General features: G+C 62.0%; 13 protein-coding genes. 6 read left to right on the top strand and 7 right to left on the bottom strand.

Annotated features, from left to right (window positions below):
* Nucleotides 1-120 precede the first annotated feature (120 nt).
* From I4X03_RS06370 to I4X03_RS06360, 3 genes are all read left to right on the top strand, one after another.
* Nucleotides 121-1497, top strand: a complete 1377-nt coding sequence (locus tag I4X03_RS06370; RefSeq protein ID WP_223467220.1) for a pyridoxal-phosphate dependent enzyme — start codon at nt 121-123, stop codon at nt 1495-1497.
* Nucleotides 1494-2672: a trans-sulfuration enzyme family protein gene (locus tag I4X03_RS06365; RefSeq protein ID WP_223467219.1), complete on the top strand. Its 1179-nt coding sequence runs from the start codon at nt 1494-1496 to the stop codon at nt 2670-2672. Before I4X03_RS06370 ends, I4X03_RS06365 begins: the two co-directional genes overlap by 4 nt.
* Nucleotides 2673-2787: 115 nt before the next feature.
* Nucleotides 2788-3675: a PhzF family phenazine biosynthesis protein gene (locus tag I4X03_RS06360; protein ID WP_223467217.1), complete on the top strand. Its 888-nt coding sequence runs from the start codon at nt 2788-2790 to the stop codon at nt 3673-3675.
* Between the two features lie 191 nt (nt 3676-3866).
* Here the strand turns inward: I4X03_RS06360 and clpA are convergent, their stop codons facing one another.
* Together clpA and clpS are read right to left on the bottom strand one after the other, a co-directional pair.
* A complete protein-coding gene (clpA, locus tag I4X03_RS06355; protein ID WP_223467215.1) occupies nt 3867-6167 on the bottom strand; it encodes an ATP-dependent Clp protease ATP-binding subunit ClpA in 2301 nt (766 codons plus the stop codon).
* Nucleotides 6164-6466: an ATP-dependent Clp protease adapter ClpS gene (gene clpS, locus I4X03_RS06350; protein WP_119811538.1), complete on the bottom strand. Its 303-nt coding sequence runs from the start codon at nt 6464-6466 to the stop codon at nt 6164-6166. Before clpS ends, clpA begins: the two co-directional genes overlap by 4 nt.
* 320 nt (nt 6467-6786) lie before the next feature.
* On the opposite strand from clpS, the gene cspE reads away from it, so the two are divergent.
* Nucleotides 6787-6990 carry a transcription antiterminator/RNA stability regulator CspE gene (gene cspE / locus I4X03_RS06345; RefSeq protein ID WP_008446468.1) on the top strand — a complete coding sequence of 68 codons (204 nt, stop codon included), beginning with the start codon at nt 6787-6789 and terminating at the stop codon, nt 6988-6990.
* Between the two features lie 62 nt (nt 6991-7052).
* Here cspE and I4X03_RS06340 read toward each other — a convergent pair whose 3' ends face one another.
* The 5 genes from I4X03_RS06340 to I4X03_RS06320 all read right to left on the bottom strand — a co-directional run bounded on the left by I4X03_RS06340 (nt 7053) and on the right by I4X03_RS06320 (nt 13269).
* Nucleotides 7053-7421: a hypothetical protein gene (locus I4X03_RS06340; RefSeq protein ID WP_223467214.1), complete on the bottom strand. Its 369-nt coding sequence runs from the start codon at nt 7419-7421 to the stop codon at nt 7053-7055.
* Nucleotides 7422-7477: 56 nt separating this feature from the next.
* Nucleotides 7478-8938 (bottom strand): methyl-accepting chemotaxis protein, encoded by a 1461-nt coding sequence (locus I4X03_RS23180; RefSeq protein WP_307735339.1) that lies wholly within the window; start codon nt 8936-8938, stop codon nt 7478-7480.
* 184 nt (nt 8939-9122) lie between these two features.
* On the bottom strand, nt 9123-9491 hold the full coding sequence (locus tag I4X03_RS06330; RefSeq protein WP_223467212.1) for a hypothetical protein: 369 nt from the start codon (nt 9489-9491) through the stop codon (nt 9123-9125).
* Between the two features lie 131 nt (nt 9492-9622).
* Nucleotides 9623-10876: an NADP-dependent isocitrate dehydrogenase gene (icd, locus tag I4X03_RS06325; protein ID WP_223467210.1), complete on the bottom strand. Its 1254-nt coding sequence runs from the start codon at nt 10874-10876 to the stop codon at nt 9623-9625.
* A 161-nt stretch (nt 10877-11037) separates the two neighbouring features.
* Nucleotides 11038-13269, bottom strand: a complete 2232-nt coding sequence (locus I4X03_RS06320) for an NADP-dependent isocitrate dehydrogenase (protein WP_223467208.1) — start codon at nt 13267-13269, stop codon at nt 11038-11040.
* A gap of 204 nt (nt 13270-13473) precedes the next feature.
* On the opposite strand from I4X03_RS06320, the gene I4X03_RS06315 reads away from it, so the two are divergent.
* Both I4X03_RS06315 and I4X03_RS06310 read left to right on the top strand, forming a co-directional pair.
* Nucleotides 13474-14037, top strand: a complete 564-nt coding sequence (locus tag I4X03_RS06315) for a pseudouridine synthase (protein WP_223467206.1) — start codon at nt 13474-13476, stop codon at nt 14035-14037.
* A gap of 163 nt (nt 14038-14200) precedes the next feature.
* On the top strand, nt 14201-14641 hold the full coding sequence (locus tag I4X03_RS06310; protein WP_223467204.1) for a DUF192 domain-containing protein: 441 nt from the start codon (nt 14201-14203) through the stop codon (nt 14639-14641).
* Nucleotides 14642-14671 lie beyond the last annotated feature (30 nt).

Below are 14671 nucleotides of genomic sequence, written 5' to 3'. Positions count from 1 at the left end.
ACATCCAACAGGTTCCGCTTCCCTTCGCGTCAATACGGACTACCCTGAATCAGCGCAGAATCGTCCAGATATTCCGCCGGGGCCATTCCTCGGCTCAACTTTTGGCCCTGGAGAAACACGATGGCACTGACTCCGCAACCGGCGCTGTTTTCGATGATCGGCAACACGCCCCTGGTCGAGGTAACCCGCATCGACACTGGCCCCTGCCAGCTGTTCCTGAAACTCGAATGTCAAAACCCCGGCGGCTCGATCAAGGACCGGATTGGCCGCGCGATGATCGAGAAAGCCGAGATGGATGGCGCGCTGCTCCCGGGCGGCACGGTCGTTGAGGCGACAGCGGGCAACACCGGCATCGGCCTGGCGCTGGTCGCCCGCATCAAGGGCTACCGCGTGGTGCTGGTGGTGCCGGACAAAATGGCGATCGAGAAGGTGCTGCACCTGAAGGCGCTCGGCGCCGAGATTCACCTGACCCGTTCGGACGTCGGCAAGGGTCATCCCGAGTACTACCAGGACTACGCGGCGCGGCTGGCGCGCGAGATTCCCGGCGCCTGGTTCGCCGACCAGTTCAACAACCAGGCCAACCCGTACGCGCACGAGTCGACCACGGGCCCCGAGTTGTGGCGGCAAAGCGGCGAACGGCTCGACGCGGTGGTGGTTGGCGTCGGCTCGGGCGGCACGCTCACCGGCCTGTCGCGCTACTTCAGCGCAGTGCATCCGGAGATGGAGTTCGTGCTGGCCGATCCGAAAGGCTCGATCCTCGCCGAGTATGTCGACACCGGCAAGGTGTCGCAGGTGTCAGGATCGTGGGCGGTCGAGGGCATCGGCGAGGACTTCATCCCGGGCATCGCCGACCTGTCGCACGTGAGCCACGCCTTTACCATCAGCGACGAGGAGAGCTTCCAGAGCGCGCGCCTTCTGCTGCGCGAGGAAGGCATCCTGGCCGGGTCGTCCACCGGCACGCTGCTGGCGGCCGCGCTGCGCTACTGCCGCGCGCAGACGGCGCCCAAGCGCGTGGCCACCTTTGTATGCGACACCGGCACCCGCTATCTCACCAAGGTGTACAGCGACGGCTGGATGGTCGACCAGGGCCTGCTCAAGCGACCTCTCCTCGGCGACCTGCGCGACCTGATCGGCCGCCGCTACGACGAAGGTGAAGTGGTCACCGTGGCGCCGGGCGACAACCTGCTTACCGCGTTCAACCGCATGCGCAGCGCCGACCTGGCGCAACTGCCGGTGATTGACAATGGCCGCCTGGCCGGCATCATCGACGAGTCTGACCTGCTGCTGCACGTGACCACCGCGCAGGCAAAATTCTCCAGCCTGGTCAGCGACACGATGACGGCGCAGCTACGCACGCTGCGGCCGGCGGCCAGCATGGAACAGCTGCGCGACATCATCGACCAGGGACTGACGGCGGTGATTACCGACGACGGCCACTTCTACGGATTGATCACGCGCTTCGACCTTCTCAACCACCTGCGCAGGACACTATCGTGAACGACTCCGCCAGCAAAAAGCATATCGCCACCCGCGTGATCCACGGCGGCCAGTCTCCGGACCCTGCCACCGGCGCGGTGATGCCGCCGATTTACGCGACCTCCACCTTTGCGCAGCAGAGTCCCGGCGTACACAAGGGCCTCGACTACGGGCGCTCGCACAATCCGACGCGCTGGGCGCTGGAGCGCTGCGTGGCGGACCTCGAAAGCGGCGCCCAGGCGTTTGCGTTCGCATCCGGCCTGGCGGCGATATCGACGGTGCTGGAGCTGGCCGACAGCGGCTCGCACATCATCGCGGGCGACGACATGTACGGCGGCACCTACCGCCTGTTCGAGCGCGTGCGCCGACGCAGCGCGGGACATGACTTCAGCTACGTCGACCTGACCTCGATCGACGCGCTGCTGGCGGCGCTGCGGCCGGAGACGCGCATGCTGTGGGTGGAAACGCCGACCAACCCGATGCTCAAGCTCGCGGACCTGGCGGCGATTGCGAAGATCTGCCGCGAGCGCGGGATCATCTCGGTGTGCGACAACACCTTTGCCAGCCCGATCGTACAGCGTCCGCTCGAAGCCGGGATCGACATCGTGGTGCACTCGACGACCAAGTACATGAACGGGCACTCCGACGTGATCGGAGGGATCGCGGTGGTGGGCGCCGAGCTGCATCAGCGCGACTGGTGCGAGCAGCTGGGCTTCCTGCAAAATTCGGTGGGAGCGATCCAGGGACCGTTCGACAGCTTCCTGGTTTTACGCGGGATTAAGACGCTGGCGTTGCGGCTGGAGCGCAGCTGTGCCAACAGCCTGGCGCTGGCGCAGTGGCTCGAGCGCGAGCCGAAGGTGCGCAAGGTGTACTACCCGGGGCTGGAGTCGCATCCGCAGCATGCGCTGGCCAGACGGCAGATGAACGGGTATGGCGGGATTATCTCGATCGAGCTCGATACCGATCTTGCGGGTGCGCGGCGGTTTCTGGAACGGTGCGAGGTGTTCACCCTGGCCGAGAGTTTGGGCGGAGTCGAGAGCCTGATCGAGCATCCGGCGTTGATGACGCATGCGACCATACCGGCGGCGCAGCGCGCGGCGCTCGGGATCAGCGATAGCCTGATTCGGCTGTCGGTCGGCGTGGAGGATCTGGGAGATCAGCGGCAGGATTTGCGAGACGCACTGGCCGCCATCTAGTTCGCTGGGACGCTTGAGATCCGGCGCCGGTGGGCTGCGCGCTTGCCTGTCCGACCGTGTCGCGTGACGCTCTATAATCGACGACTCCCGTTCCGGTCTCGATCAAGGACTCTCCATGCCAGCGCTGCCGTTCAAACAAGTCGATGTTTTCACCCGCAAGGCTTTCATGGGCAACCCGGTTGCCGTGATTCTCGATGGCGCCGCGCTGTCGACGGAGCAGATGCAACAGATCGCCAACTGGACCAACCTGTCCGAAACAACGTTTGTCGTGCCGGTCACGCAGGACGGGGCCGATTACCACGTGCGCATCTTTACGCCCAACGCCGAGCTGCCTTTCGCCGGCCATCCAACCATCGGTACCGCGCATGCCCTGCTTGAAGCGGGCATGGTGACGGCGAAGGACGGCGTGCTGGTTCAGCAGTGCCGCAAGGGGCTGATTCGCCTGAAAGTGGAGGAAGCGCTGATCTCGCTGCGCATGCCGGAAGCGGTCATCACACCATTGAGCCAGGCGCAGTGCGATGAACTCGATGCGGTGCTGGGCCTGCGCGTCGACCGCACCTCGACACCATGCCTGATCGATGTCGGCGCGCGCTGGGTTGTGGCCCAGGTCGACAGCGCGCAAGCCGTGCTGGATGCGAGGCCGGACTTTGTGCGCATGAAGGAGCAGGACAAACAAGGCCGCCATACCGGCGTGGTGATCTTCGGGCCGCATGCGGAAGGACAGGCGGCGCGCATCGAGATCCGCGCGTTCGCCCCGGCGCATGGGATCGATGAAGATCCGGTGTGCGGCAGCGGGTCGGGATGCGTCGGTGAATTTATCCGGCATTCCGGCCAGGTGGAACGCTTTGGCGGCGAGTTTGTGGCGTCGCAGGGCGCCGCTGTGGGACGCGATGGACGGATAAGGCTCGCGCTGGGCGAGCAGGCGGTGGAAGTCGGCGGTTATTGCGTGACCTGCGTCGATGGCGCGCTTGCCGTCGCAGAGACCGACCCGAAGGGGTACTGAGCGCGCCAATCATCTCCTCGGTTCCAGGCAGGGCCGCTTTTATGATCAGGTATGGGTTCCCGCCTCCGCGGGAACGACGAGTGGCGGCGGATCGGGGAACGACGAGTGGCCCTGGTTCGTCTGCCCACACTTGGTGGCGGCGCCGAAAAAAAACCCGCACAAGTGCGGGTTTTTGGTTGTGCGCCTGGCGCTTATTCGATTTCGACCGTTTCGGCAGGTGCCGGCGGCGGCATGGTGTCGCCTTCCGGGAACTCGATCAGCACAGCGTCGTTCTCGTCCATGTCGACCGTGATCCGTCCGCCGTTGACCAGGCGGCCAAACAGCAGCTCGTCGGCCAGCGCCTTGCGGATCATGTCCTGGATCAGGCGCGACATTGGACGCGCGCCCATCTGCGGATCGAAACCCTTCTTCGCCAGGTACTTGCGCAGCTTCTCGGTGAACACCGCTTCGACTTTTTTCTCGTGCAGCTGTTCTTCCAGCTGCATCAGGAACTTGTCGACCACGCGCAGGATGATTTCTTCGTCCAGCGCACGGAAGCTGATGGTCGCGTCGATACGGTTGCGGAACTCCGGCGTGAACATGCGCTTGATGTCGGCCATCTCGTCGCCAGCGGCTTTCGAGTCGGTGAAGCCCATCGAGCGCTTGGTCAGGCTTTCCGCGCCAGCATTCGTGGTCATGATGATGATCACGTTGCGGAAGTCGGCCTTGCGTCCGTTGTTGTCGGTCAGCGTGCCATGGTCCATCACCTGCAGCAGGATATTGAAAATGTCCGGGTGGGCTTTTTCAATCTCGTCCAGCAGCAGCACCGCGTGCGGCTTCTTGGTGATCGCTTCGGTCAGCAAACCGCCCTGGTCGAAGCCGACGTAGCCCGGAGGCGCGCCGATCAGGCGGCTCACTGCATGCCGTTCCATGTACTCCGACATGTCGAAGCGAATCAGCTCGATGCCGAGGATGAACGCCAGTTGCTTGGCCACTTCGGTCTTGCCGACGCCGGTAGGACCGGAGAACAGGAAGGAGCCGATCGGCTTGTCGGTCTTGCCCAGGCCGGCGCGCGCCATCTTGATGGCCGACGACAGCGCATCGATCGCAGGGTCCTGGCCGAACACGACGTTGCGCAGGTCGCGGTCGATGGTCTGCAGCTTGCTGCGGTCGTCCTGGTTGACGGTCTGCGGCGGAATCCGCGCGATCTTGGCGATGATGTCCTCGATCTCGGTTTTGCCGATGGTTTTCTTCTGCTTCGACTTCGGCAGGATGCGTTGCGCCGCACCGGCTTCGTCGATAACGTCGATCGCCTTGTCAGGCAGGTGGCGGTCGTTGATGAAGCGGGCCGCCAGTTCTGCCGCGGTCGACAGCGCCGACGACGAGTACTTGACGCCGTGGTGCTCTTCAAAGCGCGACTTCAGGCCACGCAAAATCTGCACGGTCTGCTCGACGGTCGGCTCGTTGACGTCAACCTTCTGGAAACGGCGCGACAGCGCGTGGTCTTTTTCGAACACGCCGCGGAACTCGGTGAAGGTGGTCGCGCCGATGCACTTGAGCTGGCCATTGGACAGCGCAGGCTTGAGCAGGTTCGACGCGTCCAAGGTGCCGCCCGACGCCGAACCGGCGCCGATGATGGTGTGGATCTCGTCGATGAACAGGATGCCGTTGGGCGCGTCTTTCAGCTGCTTGAGCACCGCCTTGAGGCGCTGCTCGAAGTCGCCACGGTATTTGGTACCTGCCAGCAGCGCGCCCATGTCGAGCGAGTAGACGATGGCGTTGGCCAGCACTTCGGGCACCTCGCCCTGGGTGATGCGCCAGGCCAGGCCTTCGGCGATGGCGGTCTTGCCGACGCCGGCCTCACCGACCAGCAGCGGGTTGTTCTTGCGGCGGCGGCACAGGATCTGGATGACGCGGTCGACTTCTTCCTCGCGGCCGATCAACGGATCGATCTTGCCTTCGGAAGCGGCCTTGTTCAGATTCTGGGTGAACTGGTCGAGCGGGCTTTCCTTGGTCTGGCCTTCGACCTGGGCTTCCTCGACGCCTTCGGACGCCTTCTGGCTGTCGACCTGCTGGTCCTTGCGCACGCCGTGGGAAATGAAATTGACCACGTCGAGGCGGGTGACGCCCTGCTGATGCAGGTAGTACACCGCATGCGAGTCTTTTTCGCCGAAGATCGCCACCAGCACATTGGCGCCGGTAACTTCTTTCTTGCCGTTGGACGCGGACTGGACGTGCATGATCGCACGCTGGATCACGCGCTGGAACCCCAGCGTTGGCTGTGTATCGACCTCGCCGGTGCCTGGCACTGTCGGCGTGTTGTCGCCGATGAAGTTGGTCAGGGTTTTGCGGAGGTCTTCAATATTGACCGCACAGGCACGCAGGACTTCGGCCGCGGACGGATTGTCCAGCAGCGCCAGCAGCAAGTGCTCAACGGTAATGAATTCATGCCGTGCTTGCCGGGCTTCGACAAAGGCCATGTGTAACGAGACTTCGAGTTCCTGCGCAATCATACTTCCTCCATCACACACTGCAGGGGATGCCCCGCCTTGCGTGCATGCGTTAATACAAACTCCACTTTGGTACACGCTATATCTTTTGAAAACACGCCGCAGACTCCTTTGCCATGGCGGTGAACGGAGAGCATGATCTGCGTCGCCGTTTCGCGATCCTTGTTGAAGTACTCCTGGATGATGGCAACGACAAACTCCATCGGGGTGTAATCATCATTCAGCAGCGCTACCTGGTATAGCGGAGGGGGTTTGACCACCTGCCGCTCCAGCACTTGTTCGGTATCTTGCTTGGTTGCCATACGCTTATTCTAAGGCTTTCGACGATGATGCTATGTGTAAACATCAGGGCAGTTTCATTTGTTTTCCCATCTTACGCGTTTTCGCGACTAAGCGCAGATGGCGACCCGATTCAGGAAAACAAGAGTTGCGTTTTAGACTGGCGTAGTGCATTCGACAATTTCTTTTCAAAAGCCCTTGACTTCAAATATTATTCCGCCAACAATGCGGATATTGACTTGTACTTATGTACTTGTTGATAAGATGTGAGCGACTGAGGAGGGGGCAAGAAGCTTCTTGCTTTTATGGCTCGTGTGATTTGTTTATATTTGAAAGTTCTTTTATGGCAACAGGTACAGTTAAGTGGTTCAATGATTCCAAAGGTTTTGGCTTCATCACCCCAGATGACGGCGGCGAGGATCTGTTCGCACACTTCTCCGCAATCAACATGAACGGTTTCAAGACCCTCAAAGAAGGTCAAAAAGTTCAGTTCGAAGTCACGCAAGGCCCTAAAGGCAAGCAAGCTTCCAACATCCAGTCCGCTTAATACAAGCAGACTTGGTGTGAAAAACCCCGCCCTCCGGCGGGGTTTTTTTTGCACAATCCGATTTACCTGGCGGCGCTCATCAGTTGACGGATGTGATCCAGCCGTGCCTGCACGCTGAGCAGACCGTCGGTCTCGGCATCGCCGGGCACGTTCACCGCATCGAACCCGGATTTTATCTGGCTCATCCGCCCGTCGCCGGCCAGCATTACCGCCGCAACTTCACTGAACTCACGCGCGATGACCGAGCCGGCACCATACCGCTGGCTCAGCACTACCTGTGTTTGGTCGGCATACTGGCTTAGCGGGGTTTCTGGCGTTAGAGGATGGGCGCCCTGCTCCAGCGCCCGGCAAAAGGCATCGAAGCTGCCCCTGACGCGGATAAAACCGTAGATGAAACGGCCAACCTGTTCATAGTCTACTGCGGCTTCCATGCATTCTCCCTCCCTTGTTTATCACACAAGTATTACATGGAAAACAAGCGAGAAGATCAAGCAGGTAGCCGCAACCGGCGCGCTTGCGCACTGCCGCTGTGGTGCGCGCCGCTGTCGAGCGAGAAGGTGGAAACGACACGCGCCAGGTCATCGGCCTGATCCTGCAGCGAACGGGCGGCGGCGGCGGCCTCTTGCACTTGCGCAGCATTTTGCTGCGTCACACTGTCCATCTCGGTGATCGCGCGGTCGATCTCGCCAATGTTCGACTCCTGCTCGGCGCTGGCGGCACTGATCTCGCCCATGATGTCGGTCACGCGGCGCACGCTGTCGACGATTTCATCCATCGTCGCGCCAGCCTTGTCGACCAGCGCCGAACCGGTCTGCACGCGCCCAACCGAGTCGCCGATCAATTGCTTGATCTCTTTGGCAGCGCCGGCGGAACGTTGCGCTAGGTTGCGCACTTCCGCTGCGACCACGGCGAAGCCGCGTCCCTGCTCGCCCGCGCGCGCTGCCTCCACTGCCGCGTTCAAGGCCAGGATGTTGGTCTGGAAGGCGATGCCATCGATGACGGCAATAATCTCGACGATCTGCTTCGACGACGCATTAATCGAGGCCATGGTGTCAACCACCTGCGCCACCACGTCGCCGCCGCGCACCGCCACACCCGAGGCGGAAATGGCCAGTTCGTTGGCGCGGCGCGCGCTGTCGCCATTGAGCCGGACGCGCGAGGTCAGCGCCTCCATCGAAGCGACCGTTCCCTGCAGCGAACTGGCCTGGCGCTCGGTGCGCTCGGACAGGTCACTGTTGCCGGTGGCGATGTCGCGCGATGCCGCCGCGATGGTTTCCACGCCCTGATGCACGCGCGCCATTGCACCATGCATCACGCCCAGCGCTTGCTGCAGCGCCAGTCCGCCTGGGCTGCTTGCCGCCACTTGCTGGCGGCGCAGGTCGATCGCCCCGCCCTGCCCCGACAAGGCGGCAACCGTCGCGGCCAGTTCGTCCGCCTGCATGGTTTCGCGGCGCAGCACGATGGACAGGAAGCACAGCACGCCGGTCTCGACGATCACGTAGGCGGCGTGCACCAGCACGCGGACAAAGCCGGGTTCGGTCATGCAGCGCACGCCATAGCCGAGCTCCTGCAGGTAGTTGAAACTGAGGTGATGCAGCGCGATCACCGCGGCGCCCACCACGACGACGACCCAGTCGCGATAGCACAACAGGAAGGCGAGCAGGACGAAAATGCCGAAGTGCAGTTCGTTCACGCCGCCGGCCTGGTGTATATGCAAGCCGCTGAACACCATCAGCGCGACCGCCACCACCGAGGCGGTCAGCCGGGTGCCGCCGTTCAGGACAATCATTGCGGTGGGAACCAGGGCCGCAGGCAAGCCCACCAGCAACGCCCATTTCATGGTGTCGTGCATCCCGGACAAACCGAGCGACATCAGGAACAAGCCCCAGATAATGAACAGCATCAGGCGGTCTGCCTGGCGATAGTGAACGCGGTCGAATTGGGACATGGGACATCCGTGAAAGTAGAAAGAGCAGCGAGGATATTAACTTAAAGTACTTAGTAGTACTTTTCGGCAATTATACGCACATTGTCACAGTCGACTTTCACGCGACGGCAAACTCTTCACTTTTTCACAACAACAGACCCCGCGAATGTGGACTGAATGCTAATGCGGTCAAAGCGGCGGCGAATCAACTGGCGGCGACCAGACGCTGATAGCGCTCCAGCTCGTGCTGGCAACTGAGCAGGCCAAGGATTTCGTCTTCATCCGGAACATTGTCGAGGTCGACCTGCGCCAGTAACTCATCGAGCCTGGCGCCGTATCGCAGGACCACTTCGATCACGGCGCTGAACCCGGCCACCGCGACCACATCGGCCGCGCGCTTCTGCGCGAACAGCGTAACGCTGCGGCTGGCAAGCTCGTCGAGTTCCAGGTCGGCCGCTTCGCCTTCGGCGGCGCCGTGCGCCAGCATGTCGTACAGCCCGGCAAGGGTTGCCCTCACCCTTTGACACTCGTAAATAAAGCGCCCGACCTGCGCGAACTTCTTGTTCTCGTTCATAAGCCCTCCCGACGGCGATGGCCGATTATTGCATGAACAATAATCAACCGCCCACGAGAAAGGCCCCGTCCTCTGGCGAGGAACGGGGCCTTGTAAATCCGCAGCGCCGCATCGCGGCAGGCAGCGTCGCCTTACATGTTTTCGATCATCACATCACCAAAGCCCGAGCACGACACCTGCGTCGCATCTTCCATCAGGCGCGCGAAGTCGTAGGTAACACGCTTGGAGGTGATCGATTTCTGCATCGAATCGATGATCAGGTCGGCAGCTTCCACCCAGCCCATGTGGCGCAGCATCATTTCCGCCGACAGGATCAGCGAACCGGGGTTCACGTAATCCTTGCCCGCGTACTTGGGCGCGGTGCCGTGGGTCGCTTCGAACATGGCGACCGAGTCGGACATGTTGGCGCCCGGCGCAATGCCGATGCCGCCGACCTGGGCCGCCAGCGCGTCCGAGATGTAGTCGCCGTTCAGGTTCAGCGTTGCGATCACGCTGTACTCGGCCGGGCGCAGCAGGATCTGCTGCAGGAAGGCGTCGGCGATCGAATCCTTGATGGTGATCTCGCGGCCGGTCTTGGGATTCTTAAACTTGCACCATGGGCCGCCGTCGATCAGTTCGGCGCCGAATTCCTTCTGCGCCAGCGCGTAGGCCCAGTCACGGAAGCCGCCTTCGGTGTACTTCATGATGTTGCCCTTGTGGACAATCGTAACGGAAGGCTTGTCATTGTCGATCGCATACTGGATCGCTTTGCGCACCAGGCGCTCGGTGCCTTCGATCGACACCGGCTTGATGCCCAGGCCCGAGGTCGCGGGGAAGCGGATCTTGGTAACGCCCATTTCCTTGATCAGGAAATCCATCAGCTTTTTGGCGCCTTCGGACCCCTGCTGGTATTCAATACCGGCATAGATGTCTTCGGAGTTTTCGCGGAAGATGACCATGTTGGTCTTCTCGGGCTGCTTCAGCGGCGACGGCACGCCGGCGAAGTAGCGCACCGGGCGCAGGCACACGTACAGGTCGAGCTGCTGGCGCAGGGCGACGTTGAGCGAACGGATGCCGCCGCCCACCGGCGTGGTCAGCGGGCCCTTGATCGAGACGACATAGTCGCGCACCACGTCGAGCGTTTCGTCCGGCAGCCACACGTCGGGGCCATACACGCTGGTCGATTTTTCGCCGGCAAACACTTCCATCCAGCTGATCTTGCGCTTGCCGCCGTAGGCCTTGGCCACCGCGGCGTCGACCACCTTGATCATGACCGGGGTGATGTCGATGCCGGTGCCATCGCCTTCGATGAAAGGAATGATCGGATTATCCGGGACCGCGAGTGTCAGGTCGGCGTTGACGCCGATTTTCTGGCCCTCGGCCGGAACGGTGATGTGTTGGTACATTGTGCCCTTCCAAAAAAACATATGAATATGTCTTGCATTATGCACCACTCATCACGCAAACGTAAAACCCTGGCGCGCATGTAAAAAAAACCCGCCGCGGCAGGTTGGCCGGACGGGTTCCTCTTGTTGCGCATGGATTCCCGCATTCGCGGGAACGACACTTAGGCCAGCGTTGCGAGCGCCTCGTTGAAGGTGGCGCTAGGGCGCATCGCTGCCGATACCTTGGCTTCGTCAAGCTTGTAGTAGCCGCCGACATCGACCGGCTTGCCCTGCACTGCCAGCAATTCGGCGACGATTTTCGCTTCGTTCTCAGCCAGCGACTTGGCCAGCGGCGCGAAATGCGCAGCCAGTTCGGCGTCGTCATTTTGCGCGGCCAGTTCCTGCGCCCAGTACAGCGACAGGTAGAACTGGCTGCCGCGGTTGTCGAGCTCGCCGGTCTTCGGCGATGGCGACTTGCGGTTGTCGAGCAACTTGCCGGTAGCAGCGTCGAGGGTGCTGGCCAGGATCTTGGCCTTGGCGTTGCCGGTCTTCAGGCCCAGGTCTTCGAACGACACGGCCAGCGCCAGGAACTCGCCCAGCGAATCCCAGCGCAGGTGGTTTTCTTCGACCAGCTGCTGCACGTGCTTCGGCGCCGAACCGCCGGCACCGGTCTCGTACATGCCGCCGCCGGCCATCAATGGCACGATCGACAGCATCTTGGCGCTGGTGCCCAGCTCCAGGATCGGGAACAGGTCCGTCAGGTAGTCGCGCAGGATGTTGCCGGTGACCGAGATGGTGTCCAGGCCGCGGCTCAGGCGCTCGAGCGTGTAGCGCATCGCGCGCACTTGCGACATGATCTGGATGTCCAGGCCAGCCGTATCGTGATCCTTCAGGTAGGTACGCACCTTCTTGATCAGCTCGTTCTCATGCGGACGGTACGGGTCGAGCCAGAATACCGCCGGCATGCCGGAGTTGCGCGCGCGGGTGACGGCCAGCTTGATCCAGTCGCGGATCGGCGCGTCCTTGACCTGGCACATGCGCCAGATATCGCCCTGCTCGACGTTCTGCGACAGCAGCACTTCGCCCGTTGCCAGGTCGGTGATGTTGGCCACGCCGTCTTCCGGGATCTCGAAAGTCTTGTCGTGCGAACCGTATTCCTCTGCCTGCTGGGCCATCAAGCCCACGTTCGGCACGGTGCCCATGGTTTTCGGATCGAACGCGCCGTGCCATTTGCAGAAGTTGATGATCTCCTGGTAAATGCGGGCGAAGGTGCTTTCCGGGATCACGGCCTTGACTTCCTTCAGGCGGCCGTCGGCGCCGTACATCTTGCCGCCGGCGCGGATCATGGCCGGCATCGACGCATCGACGATCACGTCGTTCGGCGAATGGAAGTTGGTGATGCCCTTGGCCGAATCGACCATCGCCAGCGCCGGGCGGTTTTCCTGGCAGGCGTGGATGTCGCGCACGATTTCGTCGCGCTGCGACACCGGCAGGTCGGCGATCTTGTTGTACAGGTCGGCCATGCCGTTGTTGACGTTGACGCCGAGGCTGTCGAGCAGCGCGCCGTGCTTTTCGAATGCTTCCTTGTAGAACATGCGCACGCAGTGGCCGAACACGATCGGGTGCGAGACCTTCATCATGGTCGCCTTGACGTGCAGCGAGAACATCACGCCGGTGTCTTTCGCGTCATTGATCTGCTGTTCGTAGAACGCCAGCAGCGACTTGCGGCTCATGAACATCGAATCGATGATCTCGCCGTCCTGCAGCGCCACCTTTTGCTTGAGCACCAGCGTGTTGCCACCCTTGGTGACCAGTTCCATCTTGACCTCGCGGGCGCCCTGGACCGTCATCGACTTTTCGCCATGGTAGAAGTCGCCTTCGGTCATGTGCGACACGTGGGTGCGCGAGGCTGCCGACCATTCGGCCATCGAATGCGGGTTCTTGCGCGCGTATTCCTTGACGGCGCGCGGGGCGCGGCGGTCCGAGTTACCTTCACGCAGCACCGGATTCACTGCCGAACCGATGCACTTGCCGTAGCGCGCCTTGATCTCTTTTTCTTCGTCGGTCTTCGGGGCCGCCGGATAGTCGGGGATGTCGTAACCCTTGGCCTGCAGTTCCTCGATCGCCGTTTCCAGCTGCGACACGGAAGCGCTGATGTTCGGCAGCTTGATGATGTTCGCTTGCGGCGTCAGGGTCAGCTTGCCCAGTTCGGCCAGCGAGTCCTGCACGCGCTGCTCAGGCTTGAGGCGCTCCGGGAAGGCGGCCAGGATGCGGGCCGCGACCGAGATGTCGCTCTTCTCGACGGTGATGCCGGCGGCCTTGGCAAACGTGCTGACGACTGGCAGGAAGGCGTGGGTTGCCAGCAGCGGCGCCTCGTCGGTCAGGGTGTAAATGATGGTCTGATCACTGCTCATGCGCTTTTCCTCGGTGTTCGCGATCGTGCCGCGATGGATAGGTCTGGATACTGAAACTGGGTACAATTGTGGGTACGTGCCCGCTGGTCTTCTATAAGACACAAGAGGCGTTTCACATTATGCACCGGTATTTTACTAGGCGCTACGGTTTTAGGCACGGCCTGTGATGAAACCGGACTGACAATTTTTCGACTGACCGCCCTGATGGCCCTGATCCTCTTCAACAAACCGTTCCAGGTGCTGTGCCAGTTTTCGCCCCAGCCCGGGCGCGAATCGCTGGCCGACTACCTGAAGCAGCCCAATATTTACCCGGCCGGGCGGCTCGACGCCGACAGCGAAGGCCTGATGCTGCTGACCGACGACGGCCGCCTGCAGCACCAGATCGCGCACCCGGACCACAAGGAAGCGAAGACCTACCTGGTGCAGGTCGACGGGCTGCCTGACGCCGCCGCGCTGGACAAGCTGCAGGCGCCGATCGACCTGGGCGACTTTGTCACCAAGCCGTGCCGCGCGGTGCGCATCGCCGCGCCGGAATGGCTGTGGCCGCGCAATCCGCCGATCCGCACGCGCCAGGACAAGCCGACCAGCTGGCTCGCGATCACGCTGCAAGAGGGAAAAAACCGCCAGGTGAGGCGGATGACGGCGGCAGTTGGGCTGCCCACCTTGCGCCTGGTACGCAGCAGCATCGGGCCATTCTCGCTGTCGACGCATCCGTTGATGCCGGGGGAATATGTCGAAGTGCCGGCAGACGCGCTGCGGTCAAGCTAAGCCCCGTCGTTCCCGCGCAGGCGGGAACCCATCGCCCGTGAATGTACTGGCTCAGCATAGGTTCCCGCCTGCGCGGGAACGACGCTTGTAACGGAGCGTGTCTGTGCTTGACGCTCGCTCCCCGGGCATGGCTTAATCAGCCACCTTTAGCCAAACGACCAATATGAAAAAAACTTTCGCTCCCGTAGTGGCCGCAGCCCTGCTCTCGCTGGTCGCCTGCAGCGCCAGCGCCCAGAACGCGCGCTTTCCAACCATCCAGCTGTCGGCCGGCATGCACCTGATCCAGGCCGAAGTGGCGGCGACCGACCCGCAGCGCCAGCAAGGTCTGATGTTCCGTGAAAACATGGCCACCAATCACGGCATGGTGTTCGTGTTCGACCAGGCCAATCCGCAGTGCATGTGGATGAAGAACACCCCGCTGCCGCTGTCGGTCGCGTTCATCGACGCCGACGGCAAGATCATCAATATCGAGGACATGCAGCCGAAGACGCTGGAAAGCCATTGCTCGGCCAAGCCGGCCAAATATGCGCTGGAAATGAACCTGGGCTGGTTCAAGAAGAGAAACGTCAAGCCAGGCAGCGCGATCGGCGGCCTGCCCAAGTGAGGCAAAGCGAAAAACCCGCGTGACGCGAGT

Source organism: Massilia soli, assembly GCF_016809835.1.
Classification (GTDB): Bacteria; Pseudomonadota; Gammaproteobacteria; order Burkholderiales; family Burkholderiaceae_D; genus Telluria_A; species Telluria_A soli.
The sequence above is the reverse complement of the archived record's forward strand: the minus strand, read 5'-3'. Positions and strand labels throughout refer to the sequence as shown.

Coding starts and splice junctions, on each gene's coding strand:
- I4X03_RS23180 (WP_307735339.1), bottom strand. CDS start 8,938: ATGTCCCAATTCGACCGCGTTCACTATCGCCAGGCAGACCGCCTGATG.
- I4X03_RS06310 (WP_223467204.1), top strand. CDS start 14,201: ATGAAAAAAACTTTCGCTCCCGTAGTGGCCGCAGCCCTGCTCTCGCTG.
- I4X03_RS06320 (WP_223467208.1), bottom strand. CDS start 13,269: ATGAGCAGTGATCAGACCATCATTTACACCCTGACCGACGAGGCGCCG.
- I4X03_RS06360 (WP_223467217.1), top strand. CDS start 2,788: ATGCCAGCGCTGCCGTTCAAACAAGTCGATGTTTTCACCCGCAAGGCT.
- icd (WP_223467210.1), bottom strand. CDS start 10,876: ATGTACCAACACATCACCGTTCCGGCCGAGGGCCAGAAAATCGGCGTC.
- cspE (WP_008446468.1), top strand. CDS start 6,787: ATGGCAACAGGTACAGTTAAGTGGTTCAATGATTCCAAAGGTTTTGGC.
- I4X03_RS06340 (WP_223467214.1), bottom strand. CDS start 7,421: ATGGAAGCCGCAGTAGACTATGAACAGGTTGGCCGTTTCATCTACGGT.
- I4X03_RS06315 (WP_223467206.1), top strand. CDS start 13,474: ATGGCCCTGATCCTCTTCAACAAACCGTTCCAGGTGCTGTGCCAGTTT.
- clpA (WP_223467215.1), bottom strand. CDS start 6,167: ATGATTGCGCAGGAACTCGAAGTCTCGTTACACATGGCCTTTGTCGAA.
- I4X03_RS06370 (WP_223467220.1), top strand. CDS start 121: ATGGCACTGACTCCGCAACCGGCGCTGTTTTCGATGATCGGCAACACG.
- clpS (WP_119811538.1), bottom strand. CDS start 6,466: ATGGCAACCAAGCAAGATACCGAACAAGTGCTGGAGCGGCAGGTGGTC.
- I4X03_RS06330 (WP_223467212.1), bottom strand. CDS start 9,491: ATGAACGAGAACAAGAAGTTCGCGCAGGTCGGGCGCTTTATTTACGAG.